Source organism: Yoonia ponticola, assembly GCF_014199395.1.
Lineage (GTDB): Bacteria > Pseudomonadota > Alphaproteobacteria > Rhodobacterales > Rhodobacteraceae > Yoonia > Yoonia ponticola.
Map to the genome: position 1 here is coordinate 66,909 of NZ_JACIJM010000010.1, position 17,903 is coordinate 84,811.

The following is a 17,903-nucleotide window of genomic DNA, read 5'->3' on the forward strand; positions in this document are numbered from 1 at the left end:
GGTCTGGTTGATGTCAGACGTTACTCTACCGAAACCGCCGGATCAATGACCGTGCGCCAGTGCTCCTTTCGCCATCTGCTCGCCCACCGGTTCTCCGCCTGAAGGCCCGGCCTCAACCTGATGACCGTTCAGGAGCCGAAGTGCGTTGGCGACCACCAGCAGAGACACGCCTACATCCGCAGCAATGGCGCCCCACATTGAGGCCACACCGAACGCGGTCAGCCCGACGAACAGCGCCTTGGTCGCCAGCGATATGCCGATATTCTGGTGGATGATCGTCATGGCACGGCGCGAATGGCCGATAAGCCAGGGTACCTTGCCGATGTCGTCGGTCATCAGCGCGATGTCGGCCGTCTCGATCGCGGCATCCGATCCGACAGCGCCCATGGCGATGGCATAATGCGCCCGCGCCATGGCCGGTGCGTCATTCACACCGTCGCCGATCATCGCCACCATGTCGTGGCTTTCAACGAGTTCCTCAATGGCCGTCACCTTGTCTTCTGGCAAAAGTTCGGCGCGCACCTCGTCGATGCCGACTTCGGCTGCCACCGCGCGCGCGGTGCGTTCGTTGTCGCCCGTCAACATCACGATGGTCTTCACACCCTGCGCATGCAGACGCGCAACGATCCCCTTTGCATCTGGGCGGATGCGGTCGCGAAGCTCCAGTACGCCGGTCACGCCGGTCTCGTCACCCACGACAACGAGGGTGCTCCCTGCCCCTTCGATCCGATCCCGCAGATCCGCCGGAATGGCATTGCCGAACCCCTTCTCTTCGGCGAAGCGATCCGAGCCGAGCCAGATAGCGCGCCCGTCGGCGCGTCCTTCCAGACCGCGCCCGGGCACGGTACGGGTGTCCTCTGCGGCAGACACGGAAACACCATCGGCTTCGGCGCGCGAGAGGATGGCGCGTGCCAGCGGGTGTGAAGACCGCGCCTCTAGGCTTGCTGCCAGCGCCATGAGATCGCGTGCGGAAACGCCGACCAGTGGGTGAACCGCCGCCACCTCAGGCTCGCCCATGGTGATCGTCCCGGTCTTGTCCATCGCCAGTGCCGTGGTCCGCCCCGGCGCCTCGACATAGGCGCCGCCCTTGATGAGCACCCCCGCCCGTGCCGACGCGGTCAGCGCTGCCACGATGGAGACCGGCGTAGAAATGACCAGCGCGCAAGGACATGCGATGACCAGAAGGACCAGAGCATTGTAGAACCAGTAGTCCCAGGCGCCGCCGAGCAGCAGTGACGGCACCAGCGCGATGGCGATCGCCAAAGCCATCACGATGGGTGTGTAGATGCGCGCGAACTTGGCCACCCACTGTTCGACCGGCGCGCGGCGGGCATGGGCATCGCCCACCATGCGAATGATTTTCGCGAGCACCGTGTCCGAGGCGGCCTTCGTCGCCCGCACCGTCAGTGTGCCCTCGCCGTTGATCGTGCCGGCATAGACCTCGTCGCCTGGTTCCTTGGGCACTAGCGCGCTTTCCCCAGTAATTGGGGCCTGATCGACGGCCCCTGCCCCGTCCACGACCTCACCGTCGAGGGGGATCCGGTCGCCGCCGCGCACGATAAACCTTGCATTGACTGCCACGGCCGCGGCCGGAACGTCGGATTCAGATCCGTCGTCGTAAAGAACCCGCGCCGTTGGCGGCGCCAGATCGAGGAGCGCGGAAACCGCATTACGCGCCCGCCCCACGCTCCAGCTCTCAAGATAAAGCGAAAGCGAGAAGAAGAAGGCGACCGTCGCGGCCTCAAAAAACTCGCCGAGGCCGATGGCGCCCGCGACGGCCACCACCATGAGCAGGTTCATGTCGGGGCTAAGCCTCCGCGCCGAAGACCAGGCCTTGGGCGCGACAAGCCAGACGCCAAAAAGAATCGCGACGGCGAAGATCCCTGCTTCCACCATAGGCATAGGCACCTCGCCATGCCCCGCAAAGAGCCCGAGCGCGCCGCCCATGCCGGTCTCGACAATGTGAAAAAGGAATCCCGCCGCCCAGAAGCCGCCGCTCAACGAGGTAAAGCGCTTCTGACGTGCCAGATGCGCGGCCTGATCCTCTGCTGCCTTGTCGGCGTCCCACGGTTTTGCGCTCATGCCGGTACTCGCGACAAGTTGCGAAACCTCGTTTTCCGAAATTCCGACTGCGGTATCCATAATCGTCATCCGACCATTGATTACATCGAACGCCAGATGCTCAGTCCCGCCGACTTTTGGACCGACCACCCTATTCAGGATTGCCACCTCTTCGGCACAATCCAGACCGGAAACTTGAAAACTTCGCCCATTCGAGGGGATGGATTGTGCCGGTCCCGTGTTGGCTCCAGCACCGCAGCACGCAGCACCTTTTCCATGAGAGTGGGGAACTACGCTCGCATGTTTGTGATCATCACCATGATCGTGACTGCAGTCAGAGCTGTGCTTGTGGTCGTGGCGGTGGCCATTGGAAGACATGGGATTGACCTCGGGATTCGTTCATTCCACATTGAGATAGCCCCTACAGTAACTAGAGCTTCAAGAGCAAAAACAGAAACTTGGTCAAATAAGGACACAGACCTGCGGAACCTTGAAACGCGCCGCTAAGTCTGAGGACGCGGCTGACCTGCCAAAGAGTGAGATAGATATGCTTCAAAAATATGCGGTGATCATGGTTGCAACATTGGCCCTGGCTGGCTGCGCGGTGCCTTCTAAGGAAGACAACGATCCATTCAGGATCGGCAATGTTCCAGAATCTGTCGCAGCCCTCGCTGCACCCGACCAGGATCTCATCACGGCACGGCTACGTCCCGAAGATAATTGCTATTGGTATGCCCATAGTGGGCCGGTGGAAACGACCTTGGTCCCGTTGCGATCGGCAGGCGGCAATCCCATCTGCGTCGCGCGCCAATCCTGATTGACGCGTCCAAGCGTCGGATTGACGGCGCGGCTTGGGTCAACTCTGCGGAGTCACGCTGTCCTCGGCCGAATATAGGAACGCCGTCGAGCCAATCTCCACATTCGGATACAGATCGTTTATGTGCGCCATGACCATCCGGACGCAACCGGAACTGGCTCGGCCGCCGATGCTTCGCGGCTGTGGTGTACCGTGGATGCGCAGATAGGTGTCTCGGTCCCCGACATAGAGATAAAGCGCCCGTGACCCGAGCGCGTTCTCAGGTCCGGGTTCCATACCGTCAGCGATGTCGGCGTAGAGCTCCGGGTCGCGGTCAATCATGTTCTGTGTTGGCTGCCAATGCGGCCACCTGACCTTGCGCTTGATCGTGTAGACGCCTGGCTCATAAAGTTTGCCACGAGCAATCGCTACGCCATAGCGCATCGCCGTGCCGCCTTCCTCGATATGGTAAAGATAGCGCGCGACAGCATCGACATGGATGTCACCGGCCACAAGACCATCTTTAGTTATAACCCGCTGCGGCAGAAAGCGCGGGTGCAGGCCCCACGGGTTTGATGTGGCTGGGTTATAGCCCGGCGGTGTAATCTGTGCATCCCAAGCCGCCTTTTCCGCTTCAGTGGGCCAGGTGTCAGCGAGGAGCGGACTCGAGATAGACGCCGAGAACAATGCGGCAGTCGTCTGGATGAAGTGTCGTCTTGTCAGCATATAGATTGCTCCGTTCACGCATTGGACGGCAAACCGAACCTTACCCCGAACGCAGTGTTGTTCGCCCGGGAAAGAGTGAGGCGTTATTGGCAACTTGCTCCATGGTGCCGTTCTATGTCGGTGGCTTAACTCCTAAAGCTACTAGAGGTTCAAGAGAAATTTTGATGCCAGACGATCTCGGTAATACTTCGGGCCCGTTCGTTTCTTTATCAGTCTAAGCGCTGTCACGATCTGTGGGGTGAAACCAGGCTACTGCCACGATGCCGGGCCTCGTCTTGATCTTCGCTTCAATTGTGATCCTTAACTCGCTATGCCGAGCAGTTAAATTGAGCGCTTTCAATAATGGGTCTTTTCAACACGTTTGGCAGCAAGCCCCATATAAAATTTTGCCTCACGCGGAAGTGGTCGTGATGACGTGCATTGGGATATTATCGTTCACGCTTCGCGATAATTGTCACAAGCCCCAACACCTTCTGCGACCACATCAAGCAGGGCGTCTACATCATTTAAAAGAGCTGCTATGCGCGGACTGCTGATCCGGTAGCGAATGAAGCGCCCATCGCGGTCGCTGGCGACAAGTCCGCAATCCAGAAGGCATCGCAAATGATTTGACACGTTGGGCTGCGATAGCCCTGTGCGTTTGACGATCTCGTGAACAACCAACGGTCCTTCACACAGCACGCCCAGTATCGCCAGCCGGCTCGGGTCGGCAAGACCGCGAAAGAGCTTTGCCCTACGCTCGATGCCAGCGGCCGCAGCATTGCGGTCGGCGAAGACTTGCATCATATCACTCCTTGCTGATATGTTTGAACTTGATCCACTTTAGCAGGAGTATTGCACCGATGGCCAACACCGAAAGCACCGGATCGACAGCAGATACGTCGACCGTCCGTTACCGGGTTTCCGGAATGGATTGCGCCAAGGATGCCGCCCAGATCGAGCGGGCGGCGCAGTCTGCGGGTGTCGCGCCCGACGCAGTGAAAGTATCAGCGGCGACCCATATCATGACTCTGAAAGTCCCTGAAGCAAGCCTGCCGGAGATTGAAAAAGCCGTTGAGACAACGGGATATGGGTTCGACCGCATCGAGAGCGACGAGGACCTTCAGCAAAGTGCGGCCCATCAGGACCCGGGCTACCGCCGCGCGCTCTGGATCGTCGTGATTCTAAATGTCGGTTACGGCGTTCTGGAAATGATTGGCGGGTTCATCGCCGGGTCACAGGCCGTGAAGGCCGACGCGCTGGATTTCATCGGCGATGGCGCGATCACTTTCTTGGGGCTTCTTGCCATCGGATGGAGCCTTCTCTGGCGGGCACGCTCTGCCCTGATCCAGGGCATCTTTCTCGGCCTGCTTGGCCTTGGGGTCTTTAGCACGACCATCATAAGGGCATTCGAGCCGACAACCCCAGACGCCACATTGATGGGGATTCTGGGCCTGATTGCTCTTGTGATAAATGTCATCTCCGTGCTGCCGTTGTTGCGGTACCGCAAGGGCGATGCGAACATGCGCGCTGTCTGGCTTTTCTCGCGTAACGACGCCATCGGCAACGCCGCAGTCGTTATCGCCGCTGGGCTAGTGGTTTGGCTGGGCAGCGCTTGGCCCGATCTTATCGTCGCGTTCGGGATCGCCGGACTGTTCCTGCACTCGTCATGGGCGATCATCCGCGACGCGCGGGCCGATCTGAAGGCGGTGGCATGAACAGCCGCGTTCTCGGTGGGCTTTGCGCCATCGCCGCGTTTGGTGTTGATCAGGGCACCAAGGCTCTTGCCCTGAACTCCCCGGCGCTTGAGAACGGGGTCGAGGTTCTGCCCTTTCTCAACCTCGTGCGGGTTTTGAACGATGGGGTCAGCTTCGGTATGCTCGGCGGGGTCGTACCCTGGTGGGGTCTGGTCGCACTTGCTGCCGTGGTCGTGGCATGGCTGCTGATCTGGCTGTGGAAGGCTCCGGACGGGCTGACAGGTGCGGCGCTCGGTCTGATCATCGGAGGCGCGCTTGGCAATATCCTTGACCGTCTGCGCTATCAGGCCGTCCCTGACTTTCTCGACTTCCATTACGGGTCATACCACTGGCCGTCCTTCAACTTGGCTGACGTGGCGATCTTTTGTGGGGCAGCATTGCTGTTCTGGGACAGCTTTCGCACCTCGAAAGTCAGGCCGGAAAATCGGGAACAAGACAATCGCAAGGGAGATGTCACGGGGGGATAACAGCTAACAGGCAAAGAACTTTGGGAGGGAATTCGGCTTGAGATTTTTGGATTGGATTGACCGTGGCATTCGCGGCATCGGCGTCGTGACTGCGTGGCTGACAGTTGTTTCGATTGCTGCTTATGGCGCGCTTCAGATGCTGGATCGCAAGCTACAACTTGGCGTGTCGAGCTATTTGCCGGACCTGTCCACGTCACTGCTGTTCATCCTAATTTTCTTGACCTTTGGGTATACCTATCTGCGCGACGGTCACGTGCGCGTTGATGTTCTTCGCAGACATTGGTCCGCCCGCCGCATTGCTTGGATCGAACTGATTGGCGGCCTTTTTGTCCTTCTGCCGCTCGCCGCCATCCTGACCTACTACGGATGGGACGGTTTGATGCGCACCACGAAATACGCGGAAACCCAGTTGTGGGCACAACGCATTGCCGGGGTCATCGGCCCCATCCTGCTGGCTCTTGCCGGGATGATCGTAGCCCTTCGCAACATCGCCTTTCTGACAGGGAGACGTGCGCAAGGTGCACCGGAACAAGCAAGTGGCCTGCACAATGGTGAATGAGGTCCTCACGGTTGCCATGCTTGTCGTGATGGCGATTGGGGTTTTCAGTGGCTTTCCGGTGGCGCTGGTGCTCGCGGGGACAGGCTTCTTGGGGTTTGTCGCTGCGGTTTGGGTGGGGATCACTGATTTTCAGCATCTGGGGCTGATCTACCTGCGGGCCCGTGGTGTACTGACCAATGAATCAGTCCAATTCACCAGCGTTCCAATGTTGATTTTTCTTGGCCTGATCCTGAATGCCAGCGGGATTGCCGAAACCATGTTTCGCTTGCTGGGGCGTCTTCTGACAGGCGTTCCCGGTCGCTACGCCATTGCGACTTTGCTGATCGGCCTCGTTCTTGCGCCCGCCGCCGGGGTGATCGGTGCTTCCGTCATAACTGTGGCGTTGGTGGCCTATGCCCCGATGATGGCGTCGGGCTACGCACCGCGAACCGCAGGAGGCGCTGTCGCAGCTTCTGGAGCATTGGGTGTCGTGTTCCCGCCAGCCGTGATGCTATTCTTCATCTCGAACGTGTTCTATCTGCGCATCGGATTGATGTATGTGGCCCTCATCGTACCTGTGCTTCTGATGGTCATGGCCTTCGCGGTCTACTTTGCGGTCACCTTGAGAAAAACGGTCGAAATCCCGCTGGACACACCCAAGACCAATCTTGTGTCAGACCTCTTGTTTGTACTCGCGTCTGTCGCGGTCATCGCATCCATTCCGCTCAGCATCATTCTGGGCTTTGCGACACTAACAGAGGCGGCTGGAGTAGGGGTTTTTGGCGCGCTATTGGTCGCGCTGGCGCGAAAGCGCTTGTCTTTCTCATCGTTGAACTCTGTCACGGTGCAGACAAGCACGATGACGTCGATGGTCTTCTTCATCGTATTGGGCGCATCGGTATTCTCGCTCAGTTTCCACCTGGTCGGTGGACCGGACGTCATCTTCGAGTGGATATCCGCATTCGATCTCACCCGGTGGGAACTGTTGGCGATCCTCCTTGGCGTGATCATCATACTTGGGTTTGTTTTTGACTGGATCGAGGTGCTGCTGGTCTTTGTACCAGTGTTGATGCCGATCTTTTCGGAACTCGACTTCGCAGATCACGTCGGCTCTGCCTACTTTGCGCAAATCTGGATCGCTGGCCTGATAGCACTGGCCTTGCAGACGTCTTTTCTGACGCCTCCCTTCGGCTATGCCCTATTCTTTGCCAAGATGGCGGCACCTAAGGGTATCAACCTTTCCGATATCTATCGCGGCGCGGTACCGCTTGTCGCCATCGAGATCGTATTGATCGCAGCCCTGATCTCGTTCCCTCAGCTTATCACTTGGTTGCCTGAAATGTCCCTTGGGGATGTGGATGCGCCGCAGCTAATCCAGCGGTGACAGATGTTTTGAGCGCGGATGCAGTGATTTCCTTCGAAGCGGCACTGCTCTTTCGGGGCCACTTCCGCACCGCGAACAGAAAGGCTGAACGGGGCCTGAGCAAAGGAAAGCAAACAGGAGGATAACGAATGTCCAGCATACCATCCGCAGAGGGCTTTGACAGCACACTCACCCTGCTGCGAAATCCGTATGGATTCATCTCTCAGACCTGCCGCGCGCTCGACACAGATCTGTTTGAAACCCGCATCCTCCTTCAAAAGACGATCTGCATGACCGGGTCGGCGGCTGCGGAAGTATTCTATTCCGACGATAAGCTGATCCGCGCGGGCTCGATGCCAGGCCGCATACAGAAGACCCTGTTGGGTGAAGGCGGCATTCAGGGATTGGACGGCGCTGCCCACCAGCACCGCAAGAAGATGTTCATGTCGCTGATGGGGACCGAGCATATAGCCGCGCTTCAGGGAATGTCGCTTCACATGCTAGACAATTATGCACCGGATTGGGAGGCGAGGAACGAAGTCGTTTTCTACGACAAAGTGCGCGAAATGCTCACGAGAGCCGTTTGCGCCTGGTGTGGGGTTCCGCTTCCCGAGGCGGAGGTGGCGACCCGAACGGCGCAACTTACAGCGCTTTTTGAGGACGCCGGGGCCATCGGCCCGAAACATTGGGCTGCACGTCTGGCGCGCCACCGCCTGGAAAAATGGGCAGCGGGGATGATTCAACAGGTCCGCGATGGCGAGCTTCAGCCGACGCAGGAAAGCGCCCTTCATGTCATCGCGACGTGGCGTGATCTTGACGGCGCGATACTGCCCCCGAAAGTCGCCGCCGTGGAGTTGTTGAACGTCTTGCGCCCGACCGTGGCGGTGTCCGTTTTCATTGTTCAGACGGCCCACGCCTTGCACCGGTATCCGGAATGGCAGGAGAAACTGCGGAACGACGAAGGACTGCTCGAACCCTTCGTGCAGGAGGTTCGCCGCCTCTATCCGTTCTTCCCTGCGGTGGCGGCACGAGTCAAAAGTACTTTCGAGTGGCAAGGGTATCGCTTTCCGGAAGGGTGCAGGGTCCTGCTCGACCTCTATGGCACGAACACCGATCCGCGTTCATGGGATGCGCCGCTTGAGTTCCGCCCCGAACGGTTTCGGGACCGCGCCAAGAACCAATATGACTTCATTCCACAAGGCGGCGGCGACCACTACACGAACCACCGCTGCCCGGGAGAATGGATCGCGATCAGCCAGATGAAGGCGTTTTGCAGATATCTTGTGAACGACGTCAAATACGATGTGCAGGATCAGGATTTGGAGCTGGGCACGGGAGAGCTGCCACCCCTACCCGAGAACCGGTTCATCATGCGCAACGTCAGGCGTCGGCGGTAACTTCGGCCTCGTCCGGATCGACCGACCGCGCATCCTTCGTGGCCTCGAACGCCTCCCACGCGACGTAGGGCACGATCAGAAGCGCCGCGACCGGATCGGCCCACCACCAGCCCATCCATTGTGTCAGACCAATTCCTGCCAACACTACAACGGTCTGGTATTCGCAGATCATGGTATCCTTGGCATCGTATTTCAGGGCGGGTGAATCGAGCCGCTTGCCGTAGCGATACTTGCCCCAGGCCAATAGCGGATTGACCACTAAAGAGACAAACAGGATCGCGATCCCCCACCAATTGAAGCCCGGTGCCTCCTGCGAGATGAAGGCGGACACCGCCTCGTAGAGGATCGCGGCGACGACGATCCAGAAAGCACAGGCGACCACATAGAGCGCGACCTTCTTGCGATGCAGGACCGTGCGCTTGTCGCCACCGTCCTTCTCGGCCTTCAAGCGCCAGATCAGCGTCCCGGCTGAGGTGGCTTCGACCGTGCTGTCGAGACCCCAACTCACTAGTGCGGCGCTGCCGGTCAGGAGTCCAACGGTGACGGATACGACGACCTCGATCAGATTGTAGACAAGGCTGGCGATCTCGACGCGGATGCCGCGTGTCAGATTGGTTTGTCTATCATTTTTCTGCTTGCTCATGATGCGGTAACCCCTGATATATTCTATAAGTTCCCGCCGAGAGTTGGTTACCTTGTCATCAGTATCTCGCCATTTGGAAGCCGACATTGTTCTCCTTCTAAGCTGCCTCAATAAAGGCGAGCTTGCCCCTCATACATGAAAACAAAGGGTTTCGGACCTTTCGCGTAGCCGGTGTCGAGCCGCTCCATGCGGAAGCCGTTCTGTTCGACCAGAGTGTCTGTCTGGCGGTCAAGGTGACAGTTTCCGGCACAACGTTTCCAGGCAGGCGTGAGCCAGCGCTGCCAACGCTGGACGCTGGGTTCCGGCGCTGTTCCATGCTCGACGAAGCGGAAGACGCCGTCAGGTTTGAGAACGCGCTGGATCTCGGCCAGCACCTTCTCCGGTTCCGACACGCTGCAGAGCGTCCAGGTAGCAATCACGCAGTCAACGCTGCGATCTTCCAGCGGCAATGCTTCGGCCACGCCCTCGATCATCTCCGTTGTCGGTGTCAAGCCCTGAGAAGCCTCCGCGGCCTGATTAAGGAGTTCTGGTGAAGGGTCCACACCGACGATCTGATCCACGGCGTCGGGGTAGAGCGCGAGGTTCAGGCCCGAGCCGATCCCGATCTCCAGCACGCGCCCCTTCGCACCTGAGACTGCGCGCCTTCGGTAGGGAAGAAGCTGTTCCTGACCCATGGTGAGATGCGTGAGGCCCGGAAGGATGTGTTTTTCGTAGAACCGCATGAGCTGTTATCCTATTCGTCCAAGAACCGGAAACGCATCGAGCATCCAGTATGACAGCGCGCTCAGCTGTCCTGTCATCATCGCCAGTCCCATAAGGATCATCACGACGCCTGCAATCTGGTGGAGGCGGCGGCCAACCCGGCCGATGGCCCGCAACCGTCCCGCAATCTGATCGGTGAATCCGGCAACGATCAGAAACGGTATACCGAGGCCTGCGGAATAAACGGCAAGCAGCATAACGCCTTCGCCCATCGTGGCACTGGCGGCGCTCGCTGTCAGTATCGCGCCGAGGATCGGGCCGATGCAAGGCGTCCAGCCGAAACCGAAGGCAAGCCCAAGGACGTAGGACGCGGCAGGTTGGCCGCCGGGAATGTTGAGATTGAAGCGGAAATCGCGTTCCATCACTGAAACACGCGCGGCCCCGATCATGAAAAGCCCGAAGACAATGATGATGCCGCCCCCAACGAGGTTGAGTTCATACCGCCACCGAAGAAGGGCCTGACCCAATGCTGTCGCGGATGCGCCAAGCCCCATGAAGATGGTGGAGAAGCCGAGAACGAAGCAGAGGCTCAGCCAGACCGCGCGCGACGGCGAAGCTGCAGCCGCCCCGCCTTCAGCGGCTGTGCGCCCGGCCACGTAGGAGACATAACCTGGCACAAGAGGCAGCACGCAGGGTGACAGAAACGATATTGTACCGGCCAGGAGGGCGGCGGTGAGGCCCAGAAGCGAGATATCTACCATGAATCACCTTCACCCCTGAAAAGTTTGCGCAAGGGCACTCTTGTGGCAGCCCGATATGCCAGGGTCGGAACGATGATCCATTGCAGCAGCGGCGTGAGACCGGCGTCGATGACGGGGACCACCGGCATGATGTCGCGATAGGCCCAGGCCGCACGGATTACGATGTTCAGCCACTCGCTGAAGATCGTGTAAGAGACGCCCAGGGCCACGGCCAAAAGCAGGACGCGCCCTGCGCGTTCCGACGGCCATGCGTGCCCTCCAACAAGAAACAAGGCAAGCAAGAGCGTGCTCATGGCGATCAACAGGTCTCCGCCGGTGCAGTGCACGACCGCGAACGCAATTTCTCCCCAGGTGCCTTCGACCCAGATCGTGTAGAGCGGGATATGTGCCATTTCCCAGATCAGATGACCGACGGCGGTATAAACGATGTATCGGCGGATGACGGACAGCCATCCGGTATCGCTTGTCTCAAAGGTTTCTGTGTTTGCTGTCATGCTGGGGGTCCGTTCTTCGATTAATGCGCGTTTGTCAGGCCGTTGACGTACAGGATCATGTTAATGTGCCCGAAAGCGGAACCCGCAAAGATCCCGGCATGGCGGTTGCCGCGCGCGATAACATGCACAAGCGGAGCCTCGGGATGGTCAGGCGCAATCGCGCGATACCGCTCGACCAGATCCTCCATCGGCTTTTCTGCGCGAGCAACGACCACGTTCTCGGCAATCGGTCCGGGAACCGGATCACTGGCGTCGGTCACCACAAGGAAGGTCACCATGTCCAGCATGGGAGATGAATTCACTCCGCCCCTCACCTTTTCAAGAAGTGCCTGCTGATCAGCACAGGGCAACCCGCAGTTGGACGGGACGAAACTAAGAACGACGACCTGATCGGAGAGGCTTTCCAAGTCCAACGGTTTTCCGTCAGCGTCGACCAGATTCAACGTCGGCAATTCGTTGAGGTCAACGGCAGTGAAAGCAGGTTCTTTTTGTGCCATCACCTCGTCAAGACGGTCGCCAGGATGATCTGCGTAGGCCGGGCGGCCCGCGACGAGGGCTATCAGCAGGAGTATGTTTTTCATGACTGTTACTCCTGCGGTCCCATTGCGCCCGGCCCGAGAACTGGGACGCTGATTTCCATTCGGGCACCCGATGCGAATGTCAGGATCAATGGCAAATCGGTGCCTTCTTCGAGTTTTTCCGACAGGCCCATCAGCATCAGATGCATGCTGCCGGGCGCGAGGGTCACTGGTTCTCCGGAGGGCAGGTCCAAGGCGACGACCTCAACCATTCGGCTAACATCATCGCCGCCGGTCTCGACGGCGTGAATGGTGACGTTTCCAGCGATCGGCGTCGTGATTGCGACCAGTTGATCACTTTGATTGCTCGTGAGCGTGAGATAGGCCGCAGCCGGACGCGAGGCGAGGATGCTCGCGCGGGCCCAACCGTCCGATATCGTTACATCGGCCGATGCGAAAAATGGCCAGAGAGTTAGCGCGGTTGCAAGTGTCGTAATTTTCATTTGGCAAGTTCCATTGTTTATAGCTTTTTGCGGATTTCCTGCGCCAGCGCCTCGGGCGGTTGGCCGCCTTCCTGATAGACCGCCTCAAATTCGCCACCGGGCCGCATGAGGTATATGTGCCCGGCATGCGCCATGAAATAACCGTCCGGCGCGCTGTCGTCCTCGGTCCGCTCGTACCATGTGCGGAAATTTCTGGTGGCCTCGGCAACCTGCGCTTCGGTTCCGGTCAGGCCGATCAGGCTCGGATGAAAGACTGATACATATTCCGCCATGACCGGCACTGTGTCGCGTTCCGGATCGACCGTGATGAAGATCGGCGCCACCTGGTCCGCATCTTTGCCGAGCAGGTCCAGCACGCTGGCCATATATGCCAGTGTCGTCGGGCAAACATCGGGGCAGTTGGTGAAACCGAAGAAAACAAGCTGCCAGCGGTCGGCGTAGTCAGCCTGTGTCACCTCTTGTCCGGTGTGATCTATCAGTGAAAATTCGGATCGAATATCCGCCTCACCCGAATAGCGGACGGCCTTCGATCGGTTGCCAAGATAGTTATCCAAAGCCCAAAAGATCGCTAGCCCAGCGAGCGCAACAGCTATCGTGCTCCACAATATGGATCTCAGGAGCCGCGATTTCGGAGGGGTTTCACCGGGTTCAATCGACATCTTCGGCCTCCGAAATCAGCGCCTGAAGATCGGCCTTTTCCAACAATCCAGGAAGAAGTGTTTCCCCGATCAGAAACGTCGGCGTGCCGGATATTCCAAGCTGCCGTGCGAGATCGTGAGACTTTGCGATATGGGCATCGCCTTCAGGCGCGTCCATGTCTGCCTGCAACTGGTCGTAGTCCAGCCCCGCCTGCTCAGCGGCCCTTCTTATAAAGACGGTATTGGCGCGCGGATGTGCCATCAGCGCCTCGTGAAATGCTTCGAACTTGTTCTGTTTTATCGCCGCCAGCGACGCTCGAGCCGCCAGTTCGGAGTCGGGTCCGAGAATTGGCCATTCCCGCATGATGATGCGCAAGTCCGGGTTCTCCTCTATCAATTCGAAAAGGACCGGGGCCGCGCGTCGGCAATAGGGGCAGTTGTAGTCGAAGAATTCGACAAGCACGATGTCGCCCTCAGGATTGCCCATCACGCCGGTGTTTCCGTCCGCAAGCAGGAGGTCACCCACGCGCGCAATAGCAGCATGTTGTTCGGCCTCGGCTTGTGCCTGAGCCTCTTCCTGGAAGGCCAAGAGCGTATCCACTAGAACTTCCGGGTTCTCGCGGATCGTTTGCAGGATCAAGGCTTTGATGGCCTCTTGCTCAACCTGGTCGAGCGGCGTCGATTGCTGGGCCAGCGACGTCGTGGGCGCAGAGATCAGCGCCCAAAGCAAAACTCCAAGCATTTGGTGGGTAGTTTTGAGTATCATGTCTATTTTCCGTATCAAATCGCCGGGGGCATTAGCCCCCGGCGATGGCTGTTCAGCCCTCATCCGTCGATGCGTCGGTTTCATCCATGGAGTTGTTCTTTGCCTCCATCATCTCCGTGCAAGCCTCCATCATCGGGCCCATTTTCTGCATCATCTTCATCATGGGCATCATGCCGTCCATGCCGGACATGTCGCCGTCCATCATGTTGCCGGCCATTCCGTTCTCACCGTCCATCATCTGGCCGGAAGAATCGGTATTGTCCTGCGCGACCACGCCGGTGGCCAAGAGTGTGGATACGGCAGTCGCCATGCTCAGTTTCTTGATAAGTGTCATCAGTTTCTCCTTAAGGTTTCTTGAGGTTTTCGGGTTCAGTCCCTCGGCAGGCCCGGCTCTGCGGCCGTGCTCTTGTTGTCACATGATTTCGATTTGCACATCACGCAGACGCCAAGCCCGCACATCACGGCGCAGGGTGCCACGGCCAGGATCAGCGGGGCGGCTCCGATGGCCGTCACCCAGCCCCAGTTCAGGTAAAGCCCGGCACCGATGATCGCCATTGACGCGAGAATCAGGCCGCGCTGTCCAAATTGCGGCCGCCACGGGCGTGCCACCGGTGTTTCAGTGTGAGGTAAAGTTTCAGACATTGGTTATTCACTCCTTTCGTTGATGATAGTCTGGATTTGGGCCATGACTGCGGGACTGTCCCATTCGGCCGGCCCGACGAGTCGTCCGCGCTCGAAACCGTCGCGGTCGATCAGGATCGTGGTGGGAAGACCCACTACGGCAAACGCTGCCATCACCCGAATGTCTTCGGCGAGATATGTATCGAGATGGCGAATGCCGATTTCGTCGTAGAAGCGGCGCACGATCTCCATTCCGGCACGGTCGATGGACAATGGCAGGACATGGAAATCGTCCCCGCCCAGCTTTTCCTGCAAAGCATCTAGTGTCGGCATCTCTTCGCGGCAGGGAACGCACCAAGTCGCCCAGATATTCAGCAAGACCACCCTGCCCCGAAAATCCGCCAGCGTCAGATCGCGGCCCTTTCCATTGACGAAAGGTGGCGACAGCATCTGTCGCGGCTTGTCGTGAAGCGGCATCGGGGGGCGTGCGTGAACCGGCCCCGCGACGCCGAGCGCCGCCATGCCAGCCAATAATTCGCGTCGTTTCATGATCCGGCTCCTTCCTGAAGGTGCCGCACAATGGGAAGGATGTCTTCCTCCAGGGAACGGCGGTTGAAGGGGCCGATATGCTTGTAAGCAATCTGGCCCTCGGCATCGATCACGAAGGTTTCCGGCAAGCCGTAAACGCCCCAGTCGATCGACACGCGCCCGTTCCGGTCGGCACCGATACGGGTGTAAGGGTCACCAAGCTCATCGAGAAAGCCCAATGCCTCTTCGGGACGGTCCTTGAAGTTTATGCCGAAGATCGGGACTTCACCCTGCGCCGCCAGTTCGTTCAGCAACGGCATTTCGACCCGGCACGGTACACACCAAGACGCCCAGACGTTGACCAGGGACACCTGCCCCTTCAGATCGGCCGTCGACAGGCCGTTCGGCAGGCCTTCTATCGGCGGCAGGTCGAACTCGGGCACCGCCTTGCCAATAAGCGGTGACGCTAAAGTATCGTCACCATTGAACAGCCCCCAGTAAAAGCCCGCGCCGATGAGGGCGAAGACCGCGACCGGCATCATAGCCAGTAGCCGACCCTTCCGGCGGCGTGGTTCCTCGCCCGCGCTCATAAGTCACCCTTGTCGTTCGCGGTAACTTCTGCCTGAAATTCGCGCTGTCGATCAGGCCAGGTGCTCTTGATGTAAGAGAGAACATCGGCAATCTCGTCGTCGGTCAGGATGCCTTCATACGCCGGCATATCGCTTTCGTAGCCAGGCACGATGGCACCGACTCCACCTTTGGTCACGATGAAGAGATTCCGGTCCGAATGATGCCAGGTATGGCCGGTTTCGTCATGTGGCGGCGCGGGCATGCGCCCATTGTCCAGACGCCGCCGCCAATCGGGCTGCCCCTCCAGTTCGGCACCGTGACAGGATGCGCAATTCTCGGCATAGAGTGTCTCGCCTGCTGCGATGTCGGCTACAGTCACGGGCTCGCCGAGGAAGGAAAGCCCTTCCACCAAATCATCGTCACTTTCCGACTGCGCAAGGACAGCAAAGCCGATCGCGGATAGTGCGACGATGGCGGCACCGATTATTGCGATTCTTCTCATGTCGAACTCCTGAGGTATTTCACGAGTGCGACGAGGCTGAGCACCAGAACCGCGGCGACGAGCAGGAGCAAAAGCCCTCCGCCGAACATCATCACCCCCATCATCGGGCCGTTCATCATGTCCATGCACTCACTCATCGGAGTAAACGGTGATCCCGCCCTCGCCGAACGCATAGGTCTTGAGCGTACCCGTCTTTGTTCGTGCCATGCCCGGTGCGTTCGCAGGCATGCCCGGCAAAGTTATGCCGGTGATGTCGGGTTGCTCTGCCACTAGTCTCTCCATGATGTCCACCGGCACAAGACCACTGACAAAATAGCGGTCTATCTTGGCCAGATGGCATCCCATCCCCTGTTCGGGGACACCGACTGAAATCGAGGTCTTGTCGAAATCCCGGTCGTCAATGCGCTTTACGGTATAGCCGTTTTCCTCCAGATAATCGGCATAGGCATCGCAGCAACCACAGTTCGGATCGCGCCACATCGTGACCTGCTTCGGACCGCCTGCCGTATCGTTAACCGCGGGATCGCTTGCATCTGCGGTGCTCTGCGCCGAGGTCAGCGTCGTCAACGCAAACGCTCCACCGACACCGAATATGCCGAGCGAAGCCAGGAAAATTCTTCTGTTCATGAGGTTCTCCATCATACGACCGCGAGCACAGTCCAGGTTGCGCCGCCGTCGCGGCTGAGTTTCAGGGTGCCATCGAGCACGGCGGCCACGTGATTTTCGTTCGAAGGGTGGACCGCGATGGCAGAGCCCTGCCCGTTCGCCGTCTGCGTCCAGACCACGCCGCCGTCCTGCGACGTCCAGACCCCCGAAGGCAACGCCGCATAAAGTATCGACGGCGTGGAAGGTGCACTCGCCAAAGACAGGACCGGCTCGTTCGCCGGCAGTGGTGCCTCGGCAGGCGGTGCATCGCCCGCCACTAGAGCGTCCATCGCATTGCCCGGCTGAACGTCCTGCCAGCGGCAGAAACAGTCCGGAACACGGACCAGGCCCTTCTCGGTTCCCGCATAGATCCAGATGCCGCCCATCCCGGTTTCGAGATCAACCGATGCCAGCGTCAGCGGATCACGCTCGGCCGCGTCGAGCCAGGGCCGGTCCATCGCAAGCGCCCAGGTTGCGCCTGCATCCTCGGTTTTCCAAAGGCCGTCGCCGCGGATCGCGGCATAGATCATGTCGGGGTTTCCGGCGGCCACGGCCAGCGCGGTGACCTCGCCGGAGGCAAGCCCCTCGCTTCGGGCAGTCCATGTCGTTCCGCCATCGTCGGACGCGGTCACCCCTCCCCGCGCCAAACCGGCAAGGAGACGTCCGGGACGCGCAGGATGCGTGGCGATCGACGAGACCGGGGAAGGTGTTGGCCTATCATGCCAACTGCGACCGCCGTCGGGGCTGGACCTCAGTGTTGCGCCTGCGATCAGCAGCGTGTCGCCATCGAAGGCCAGCGTTCGAATATCGGCCGCCCTGCCGGCCGCGAGCACCGCGCCGGGCAACACGAGCACTGCGGCTGCACCCATACCCAGTGCCAGGAAGTGGCGTCTGTCCGGCTCAAAATTCAAGGTTCTGTTTGTCATCT

25 protein-coding genes are annotated in these 17,903 nt (G+C 59.3%); 6 read left to right on the forward strand and 19 right to left on the reverse strand.

Annotated elements, in window-relative coordinates:
• Positions 1 to 42: 42 nt before the first annotated feature.
• Positions 43 to 2,439, reverse strand: coding sequence for a heavy metal translocating P-type ATPase (locus FHS72_RS15185; protein WP_221235443.1), 2,397 nt, complete (start codon positions 2,437 to 2,439; stop codon positions 43 to 45).
• A 169-nt stretch (positions 2,440 to 2,608) separates the two neighbouring features.
• Between FHS72_RS15185 and FHS72_RS15190 the strand changes: the two genes are divergently transcribed.
• Positions 2,609 to 2,878 (forward strand): hypothetical protein, encoded by a 270-nt coding sequence (locus FHS72_RS15190; RefSeq protein ID WP_005613342.1) that lies wholly within the window; start codon positions 2,609 to 2,611, stop codon positions 2,876 to 2,878.
• Between the two features lie 39 nt (positions 2,879 to 2,917).
• Here FHS72_RS15190 and FHS72_RS15195 read toward each other — a convergent pair whose 3' ends face one another.
• A complete protein-coding gene (locus FHS72_RS15195) occupies positions 2,918 to 3,583 on the reverse strand; it encodes a L,D-transpeptidase (protein ID WP_005613343.1) in 666 nt (221 codons plus the stop codon).
• Between the two features lie 435 nt (positions 3,584 to 4,018).
• Positions 4,019 to 4,369: an ArsR/SmtB family transcription factor gene (locus FHS72_RS15200; RefSeq protein ID WP_005613345.1), complete on the reverse strand. Its 351-nt coding sequence runs from the start codon at positions 4,367 to 4,369 to the stop codon at positions 4,019 to 4,021.
• 56 nt (positions 4,370 to 4,425) lie between these two features.
• Here FHS72_RS15200 and FHS72_RS15205 point away from each other — a divergent pair, with 56 nt between their 5' ends.
• The 5 genes from FHS72_RS15205 to FHS72_RS15225 all read left to right on the forward strand — a co-directional run bounded on the left by FHS72_RS15205 (position 4,426) and on the right by FHS72_RS15225 (position 9,084).
• Positions 4,426 to 5,280 (forward strand): cation efflux transmembrane domain-containing protein, encoded by an 855-nt coding sequence (locus FHS72_RS15205; protein WP_009824418.1) that lies wholly within the window; start codon positions 4,426 to 4,428, stop codon positions 5,278 to 5,280.
• Positions 5,277 to 5,786: a signal peptidase II gene (gene lspA, locus FHS72_RS15210; protein WP_009824417.1), complete on the forward strand. Its 510-nt coding sequence runs from the start codon at positions 5,277 to 5,279 to the stop codon at positions 5,784 to 5,786. The genes FHS72_RS15205 and lspA overlap by 4 nt, the downstream gene beginning before the upstream one ends.
• Positions 5,787 to 5,823: 37 nt before the next feature.
• Positions 5,824 to 6,345, forward strand: a complete 522-nt coding sequence (locus FHS72_RS15215; RefSeq protein ID WP_232279250.1) for a TRAP transporter small permease subunit — start codon at positions 5,824 to 5,826, stop codon at positions 6,343 to 6,345.
• The gene (locus FHS72_RS15220) at positions 6,335 to 7,708 is read left to right on the forward strand and encodes a TRAP transporter large permease (protein ID WP_009824416.1); all 1,374 of its coding nucleotides are present in this window, start codon (positions 6,335 to 6,337) and stop codon (positions 7,706 to 7,708) included. Before FHS72_RS15215 ends, FHS72_RS15220 begins: the two co-directional genes overlap by 11 nt.
• Before the next feature lie 128 nt (positions 7,709 to 7,836).
• Positions 7,837 to 9,084 (forward strand): cytochrome P450, encoded by a 1,248-nt coding sequence (locus FHS72_RS15225; RefSeq protein WP_009824415.1) that lies wholly within the window; start codon positions 7,837 to 7,839, stop codon positions 9,082 to 9,084.
• On the opposite strand, the gene FHS72_RS15230 is transcribed toward FHS72_RS15225, so the two are convergent.
• From FHS72_RS15230 to FHS72_RS15300, 16 genes are all read right to left on the reverse strand, one after another.
• Positions 9,068 to 9,727, reverse strand: a complete 660-nt coding sequence (locus tag FHS72_RS15230) for a cation diffusion facilitator family transporter (protein ID WP_009824414.1) — start codon at positions 9,725 to 9,727, stop codon at positions 9,068 to 9,070. The two genes, FHS72_RS15225 and FHS72_RS15230, sit on opposite strands and share 17 nt — an antisense overlap.
• A gap of 107 nt (positions 9,728 to 9,834) precedes the next feature.
• Entirely contained in the window at positions 9,835 to 10,449 is a 615-nt protein-coding gene (locus tag FHS72_RS15235) for a class I SAM-dependent methyltransferase (protein WP_074837410.1), read from the reverse strand.
• Between the two features lie 6 nt (positions 10,450 to 10,455).
• Complete coding sequence (locus tag FHS72_RS15240) at positions 10,456 to 11,190, reverse strand: cytochrome c biogenesis CcdA family protein (RefSeq protein WP_009824512.1); 735 nt, start codon at positions 11,188 to 11,190, stop codon at positions 10,456 to 10,458.
• On the reverse strand, positions 11,184 to 11,684 hold the full coding sequence (locus FHS72_RS15245; protein WP_005613354.1) for a hypothetical protein: 501 nt from the start codon (positions 11,682 to 11,684) through the stop codon (positions 11,184 to 11,186). The genes FHS72_RS15240 and FHS72_RS15245 overlap by 7 nt, the downstream gene beginning before the upstream one ends.
• Positions 11,685 to 11,704: 20 nt before the next feature.
• Positions 11,705 to 12,265, reverse strand: coding sequence for a TlpA family protein disulfide reductase (locus tag FHS72_RS15250; RefSeq protein WP_009824511.1), 561 nt, complete (start codon positions 12,263 to 12,265; stop codon positions 11,705 to 11,707).
• Positions 12,266 to 12,270: 5 nt separating this feature from the next.
• Positions 12,271 to 12,705, reverse strand: a complete 435-nt coding sequence (locus FHS72_RS15255) for a copper chaperone PCu(A)C (protein ID WP_009824510.1) — start codon at positions 12,703 to 12,705, stop codon at positions 12,271 to 12,273.
• A 17-nt stretch (positions 12,706 to 12,722) separates the two neighbouring features.
• Positions 12,723 to 13,364 (reverse strand): SCO family protein, encoded by a 642-nt coding sequence (locus tag FHS72_RS15260; RefSeq protein WP_027263682.1) that lies wholly within the window; start codon positions 13,362 to 13,364, stop codon positions 12,723 to 12,725.
• The gene (locus tag FHS72_RS15265; protein WP_074637436.1) at positions 13,354 to 14,109 is read right to left on the reverse strand and encodes a DsbA family protein; all 756 of its coding nucleotides are present in this window, start codon (positions 14,107 to 14,109) and stop codon (positions 13,354 to 13,356) included. The genes FHS72_RS15260 and FHS72_RS15265 overlap by 11 nt, the downstream gene beginning before the upstream one ends.
• Positions 14,110 to 14,161: 52 nt before the next feature.
• Positions 14,162 to 14,443, reverse strand: coding sequence for a hypothetical protein (locus tag FHS72_RS15270; protein ID WP_009824506.1), 282 nt, complete (start codon positions 14,441 to 14,443; stop codon positions 14,162 to 14,164).
• A 35-nt stretch (positions 14,444 to 14,478) separates the two neighbouring features.
• Positions 14,479 to 14,751 carry a hypothetical protein gene (locus FHS72_RS15275; protein WP_050766202.1) on the reverse strand — a complete coding sequence of 91 codons (273 nt, stop codon included), beginning with the start codon at positions 14,749 to 14,751 and terminating at the stop codon, positions 14,479 to 14,481.
• Between the two features lie 3 nt (positions 14,752 to 14,754).
• Positions 14,755 to 15,279 carry a TlpA family protein disulfide reductase gene (locus tag FHS72_RS15280; protein ID WP_037953538.1) on the reverse strand — a complete coding sequence of 175 codons (525 nt, stop codon included), beginning with the start codon at positions 15,277 to 15,279 and terminating at the stop codon, positions 14,755 to 14,757.
• Positions 15,276 to 15,848, reverse strand: coding sequence for a DsbE family thiol:disulfide interchange protein (locus FHS72_RS15285; RefSeq protein WP_009824503.1), 573 nt, complete (start codon positions 15,846 to 15,848; stop codon positions 15,276 to 15,278). Before FHS72_RS15285 ends, FHS72_RS15280 begins: the two co-directional genes overlap by 4 nt.
• A complete protein-coding gene (locus tag FHS72_RS15290; protein WP_009824502.1) occupies positions 15,845 to 16,330 on the reverse strand; it encodes a c-type cytochrome in 486 nt (161 codons plus the stop codon). The genes FHS72_RS15285 and FHS72_RS15290 overlap by 4 nt, the downstream gene beginning before the upstream one ends.
• Positions 16,327 to 16,455: a hypothetical protein gene (locus FHS72_RS18580; RefSeq protein ID WP_280137093.1), complete on the reverse strand. Its 129-nt coding sequence runs from the start codon at positions 16,453 to 16,455 to the stop codon at positions 16,327 to 16,329. The genes FHS72_RS15290 and FHS72_RS18580 overlap by 4 nt, the downstream gene beginning before the upstream one ends.
• Positions 16,456 to 16,459: 4 nt before the next feature.
• Positions 16,460 to 16,957 (reverse strand): DUF411 domain-containing protein, encoded by a 498-nt coding sequence (locus tag FHS72_RS15295; RefSeq protein WP_244269032.1) that lies wholly within the window; start codon positions 16,955 to 16,957, stop codon positions 16,460 to 16,462.
• Positions 16,958 to 16,968: 11 nt separating this feature from the next.
• A complete protein-coding gene (locus tag FHS72_RS15300) occupies positions 16,969 to 17,901 on the reverse strand; it encodes a WD40/YVTN/BNR-like repeat-containing protein (protein WP_246414759.1) in 933 nt (310 codons plus the stop codon).
• Between the last annotated feature and the right edge of the window lie 2 nt (positions 17,902 to 17,903).

Excerpts from the sequence above, each read along its gene's own strand:
- FHS72_RS15185 (WP_221235443.1), bottom strand. The coding sequence starts at position 2,439 with ATGTCTTCCAATGGCCACCGCCACGACCACAAGCACAGCTCTGACTGC.
- FHS72_RS15190 (WP_005613342.1), top strand. The coding sequence starts at position 2,609 with ATGCTTCAAAAATATGCGGTGATCATGGTTGCAACATTGGCCCTGGCT.
- FHS72_RS15195 (WP_005613343.1), bottom strand. The coding sequence starts at position 3,583 with ATGCTGACAAGACGACACTTCATCCAGACGACTGCCGCATTGTTCTCG.
- FHS72_RS15200 (WP_005613345.1), bottom strand. The coding sequence starts at position 4,369 with ATGATGCAAGTCTTCGCCGACCGCAATGCTGCGGCCGCTGGCATCGAG.
- FHS72_RS15205 (WP_009824418.1), top strand. The coding sequence starts at position 4,426 with ATGGCCAACACCGAAAGCACCGGATCGACAGCAGATACGTCGACCGTC.
- lspA (WP_009824417.1), top strand. The coding sequence starts at position 5,277 with ATGAACAGCCGCGTTCTCGGTGGGCTTTGCGCCATCGCCGCGTTTGGT.
- FHS72_RS15220 (WP_009824416.1), top strand. The coding sequence starts at position 6,335 with ATGGTGAATGAGGTCCTCACGGTTGCCATGCTTGTCGTGATGGCGATT.
- FHS72_RS15225 (WP_009824415.1), top strand. The coding sequence starts at position 7,837 with ATGTCCAGCATACCATCCGCAGAGGGCTTTGACAGCACACTCACCCTG.
- FHS72_RS15230 (WP_009824414.1), bottom strand. The coding sequence starts at position 9,727 with ATGAGCAAGCAGAAAAATGATAGACAAACCAATCTGACACGCGGCATC.
- FHS72_RS15235 (WP_074837410.1), bottom strand. The coding sequence starts at position 10,449 with ATGCGGTTCTACGAAAAACACATCCTTCCGGGCCTCACGCATCTCACC.
- FHS72_RS15240 (WP_009824512.1), bottom strand. The coding sequence starts at position 11,190 with ATGGTAGATATCTCGCTTCTGGGCCTCACCGCCGCCCTCCTGGCCGGT.
- FHS72_RS15245 (WP_005613354.1), bottom strand. The coding sequence starts at position 11,684 with ATGACAGCAAACACAGAAACCTTTGAGACAAGCGATACCGGATGGCTG.
- FHS72_RS15250 (WP_009824511.1), bottom strand. The coding sequence starts at position 12,265 with ATGAAAAACATACTCCTGCTGATAGCCCTCGTCGCGGGCCGCCCGGCC.
- FHS72_RS15255 (WP_009824510.1), bottom strand. The coding sequence starts at position 12,705 with ATGAAAATTACGACACTTGCAACCGCGCTAACTCTCTGGCCATTTTTC.
- FHS72_RS15260 (WP_027263682.1), bottom strand. The coding sequence starts at position 13,364 with ATGTCGATTGAACCCGGTGAAACCCCTCCGAAATCGCGGCTCCTGAGA.
- FHS72_RS15265 (WP_074637436.1), bottom strand. The coding sequence starts at position 14,109 with ATGATACTCAAAACTACCCACCAAATGCTTGGAGTTTTGCTTTGGGCG.
- FHS72_RS15270 (WP_009824506.1), bottom strand. The coding sequence starts at position 14,443 with ATGACACTTATCAAGAAACTGAGCATGGCGACTGCCGTATCCACACTC.
- FHS72_RS15275 (WP_050766202.1), bottom strand. The coding sequence starts at position 14,751 with ATGTCTGAAACTTTACCTCACACTGAAACACCGGTGGCACGCCCGTGG.
- FHS72_RS15280 (WP_037953538.1), bottom strand. The coding sequence starts at position 15,279 with ATGAAACGACGCGAATTATTGGCTGGCATGGCGGCGCTCGGCGTCGCG.
- FHS72_RS15285 (WP_009824503.1), bottom strand. The coding sequence starts at position 15,848 with ATGAGCGCGGGCGAGGAACCACGCCGCCGGAAGGGTCGGCTACTGGCT.
- FHS72_RS15290 (WP_009824502.1), bottom strand. The coding sequence starts at position 16,330 with ATGAGAAGAATCGCAATAATCGGTGCCGCCATCGTCGCACTATCCGCG.
- FHS72_RS18580 (WP_280137093.1), bottom strand. The coding sequence starts at position 16,455 with ATGGACATGATGAACGGCCCGATGATGGGGGTGATGATGTTCGGCGGA.
- FHS72_RS15295 (WP_244269032.1), bottom strand. The coding sequence starts at position 16,957 with ATGAACAGAAGAATTTTCCTGGCTTCGCTCGGCATATTCGGTGTCGGT.
- FHS72_RS15300 (WP_246414759.1), bottom strand. The coding sequence starts at position 17,901 with ATGACAAACAGAACCTTGAATTTTGAGCCGGACAGACGCCACTTCCTG.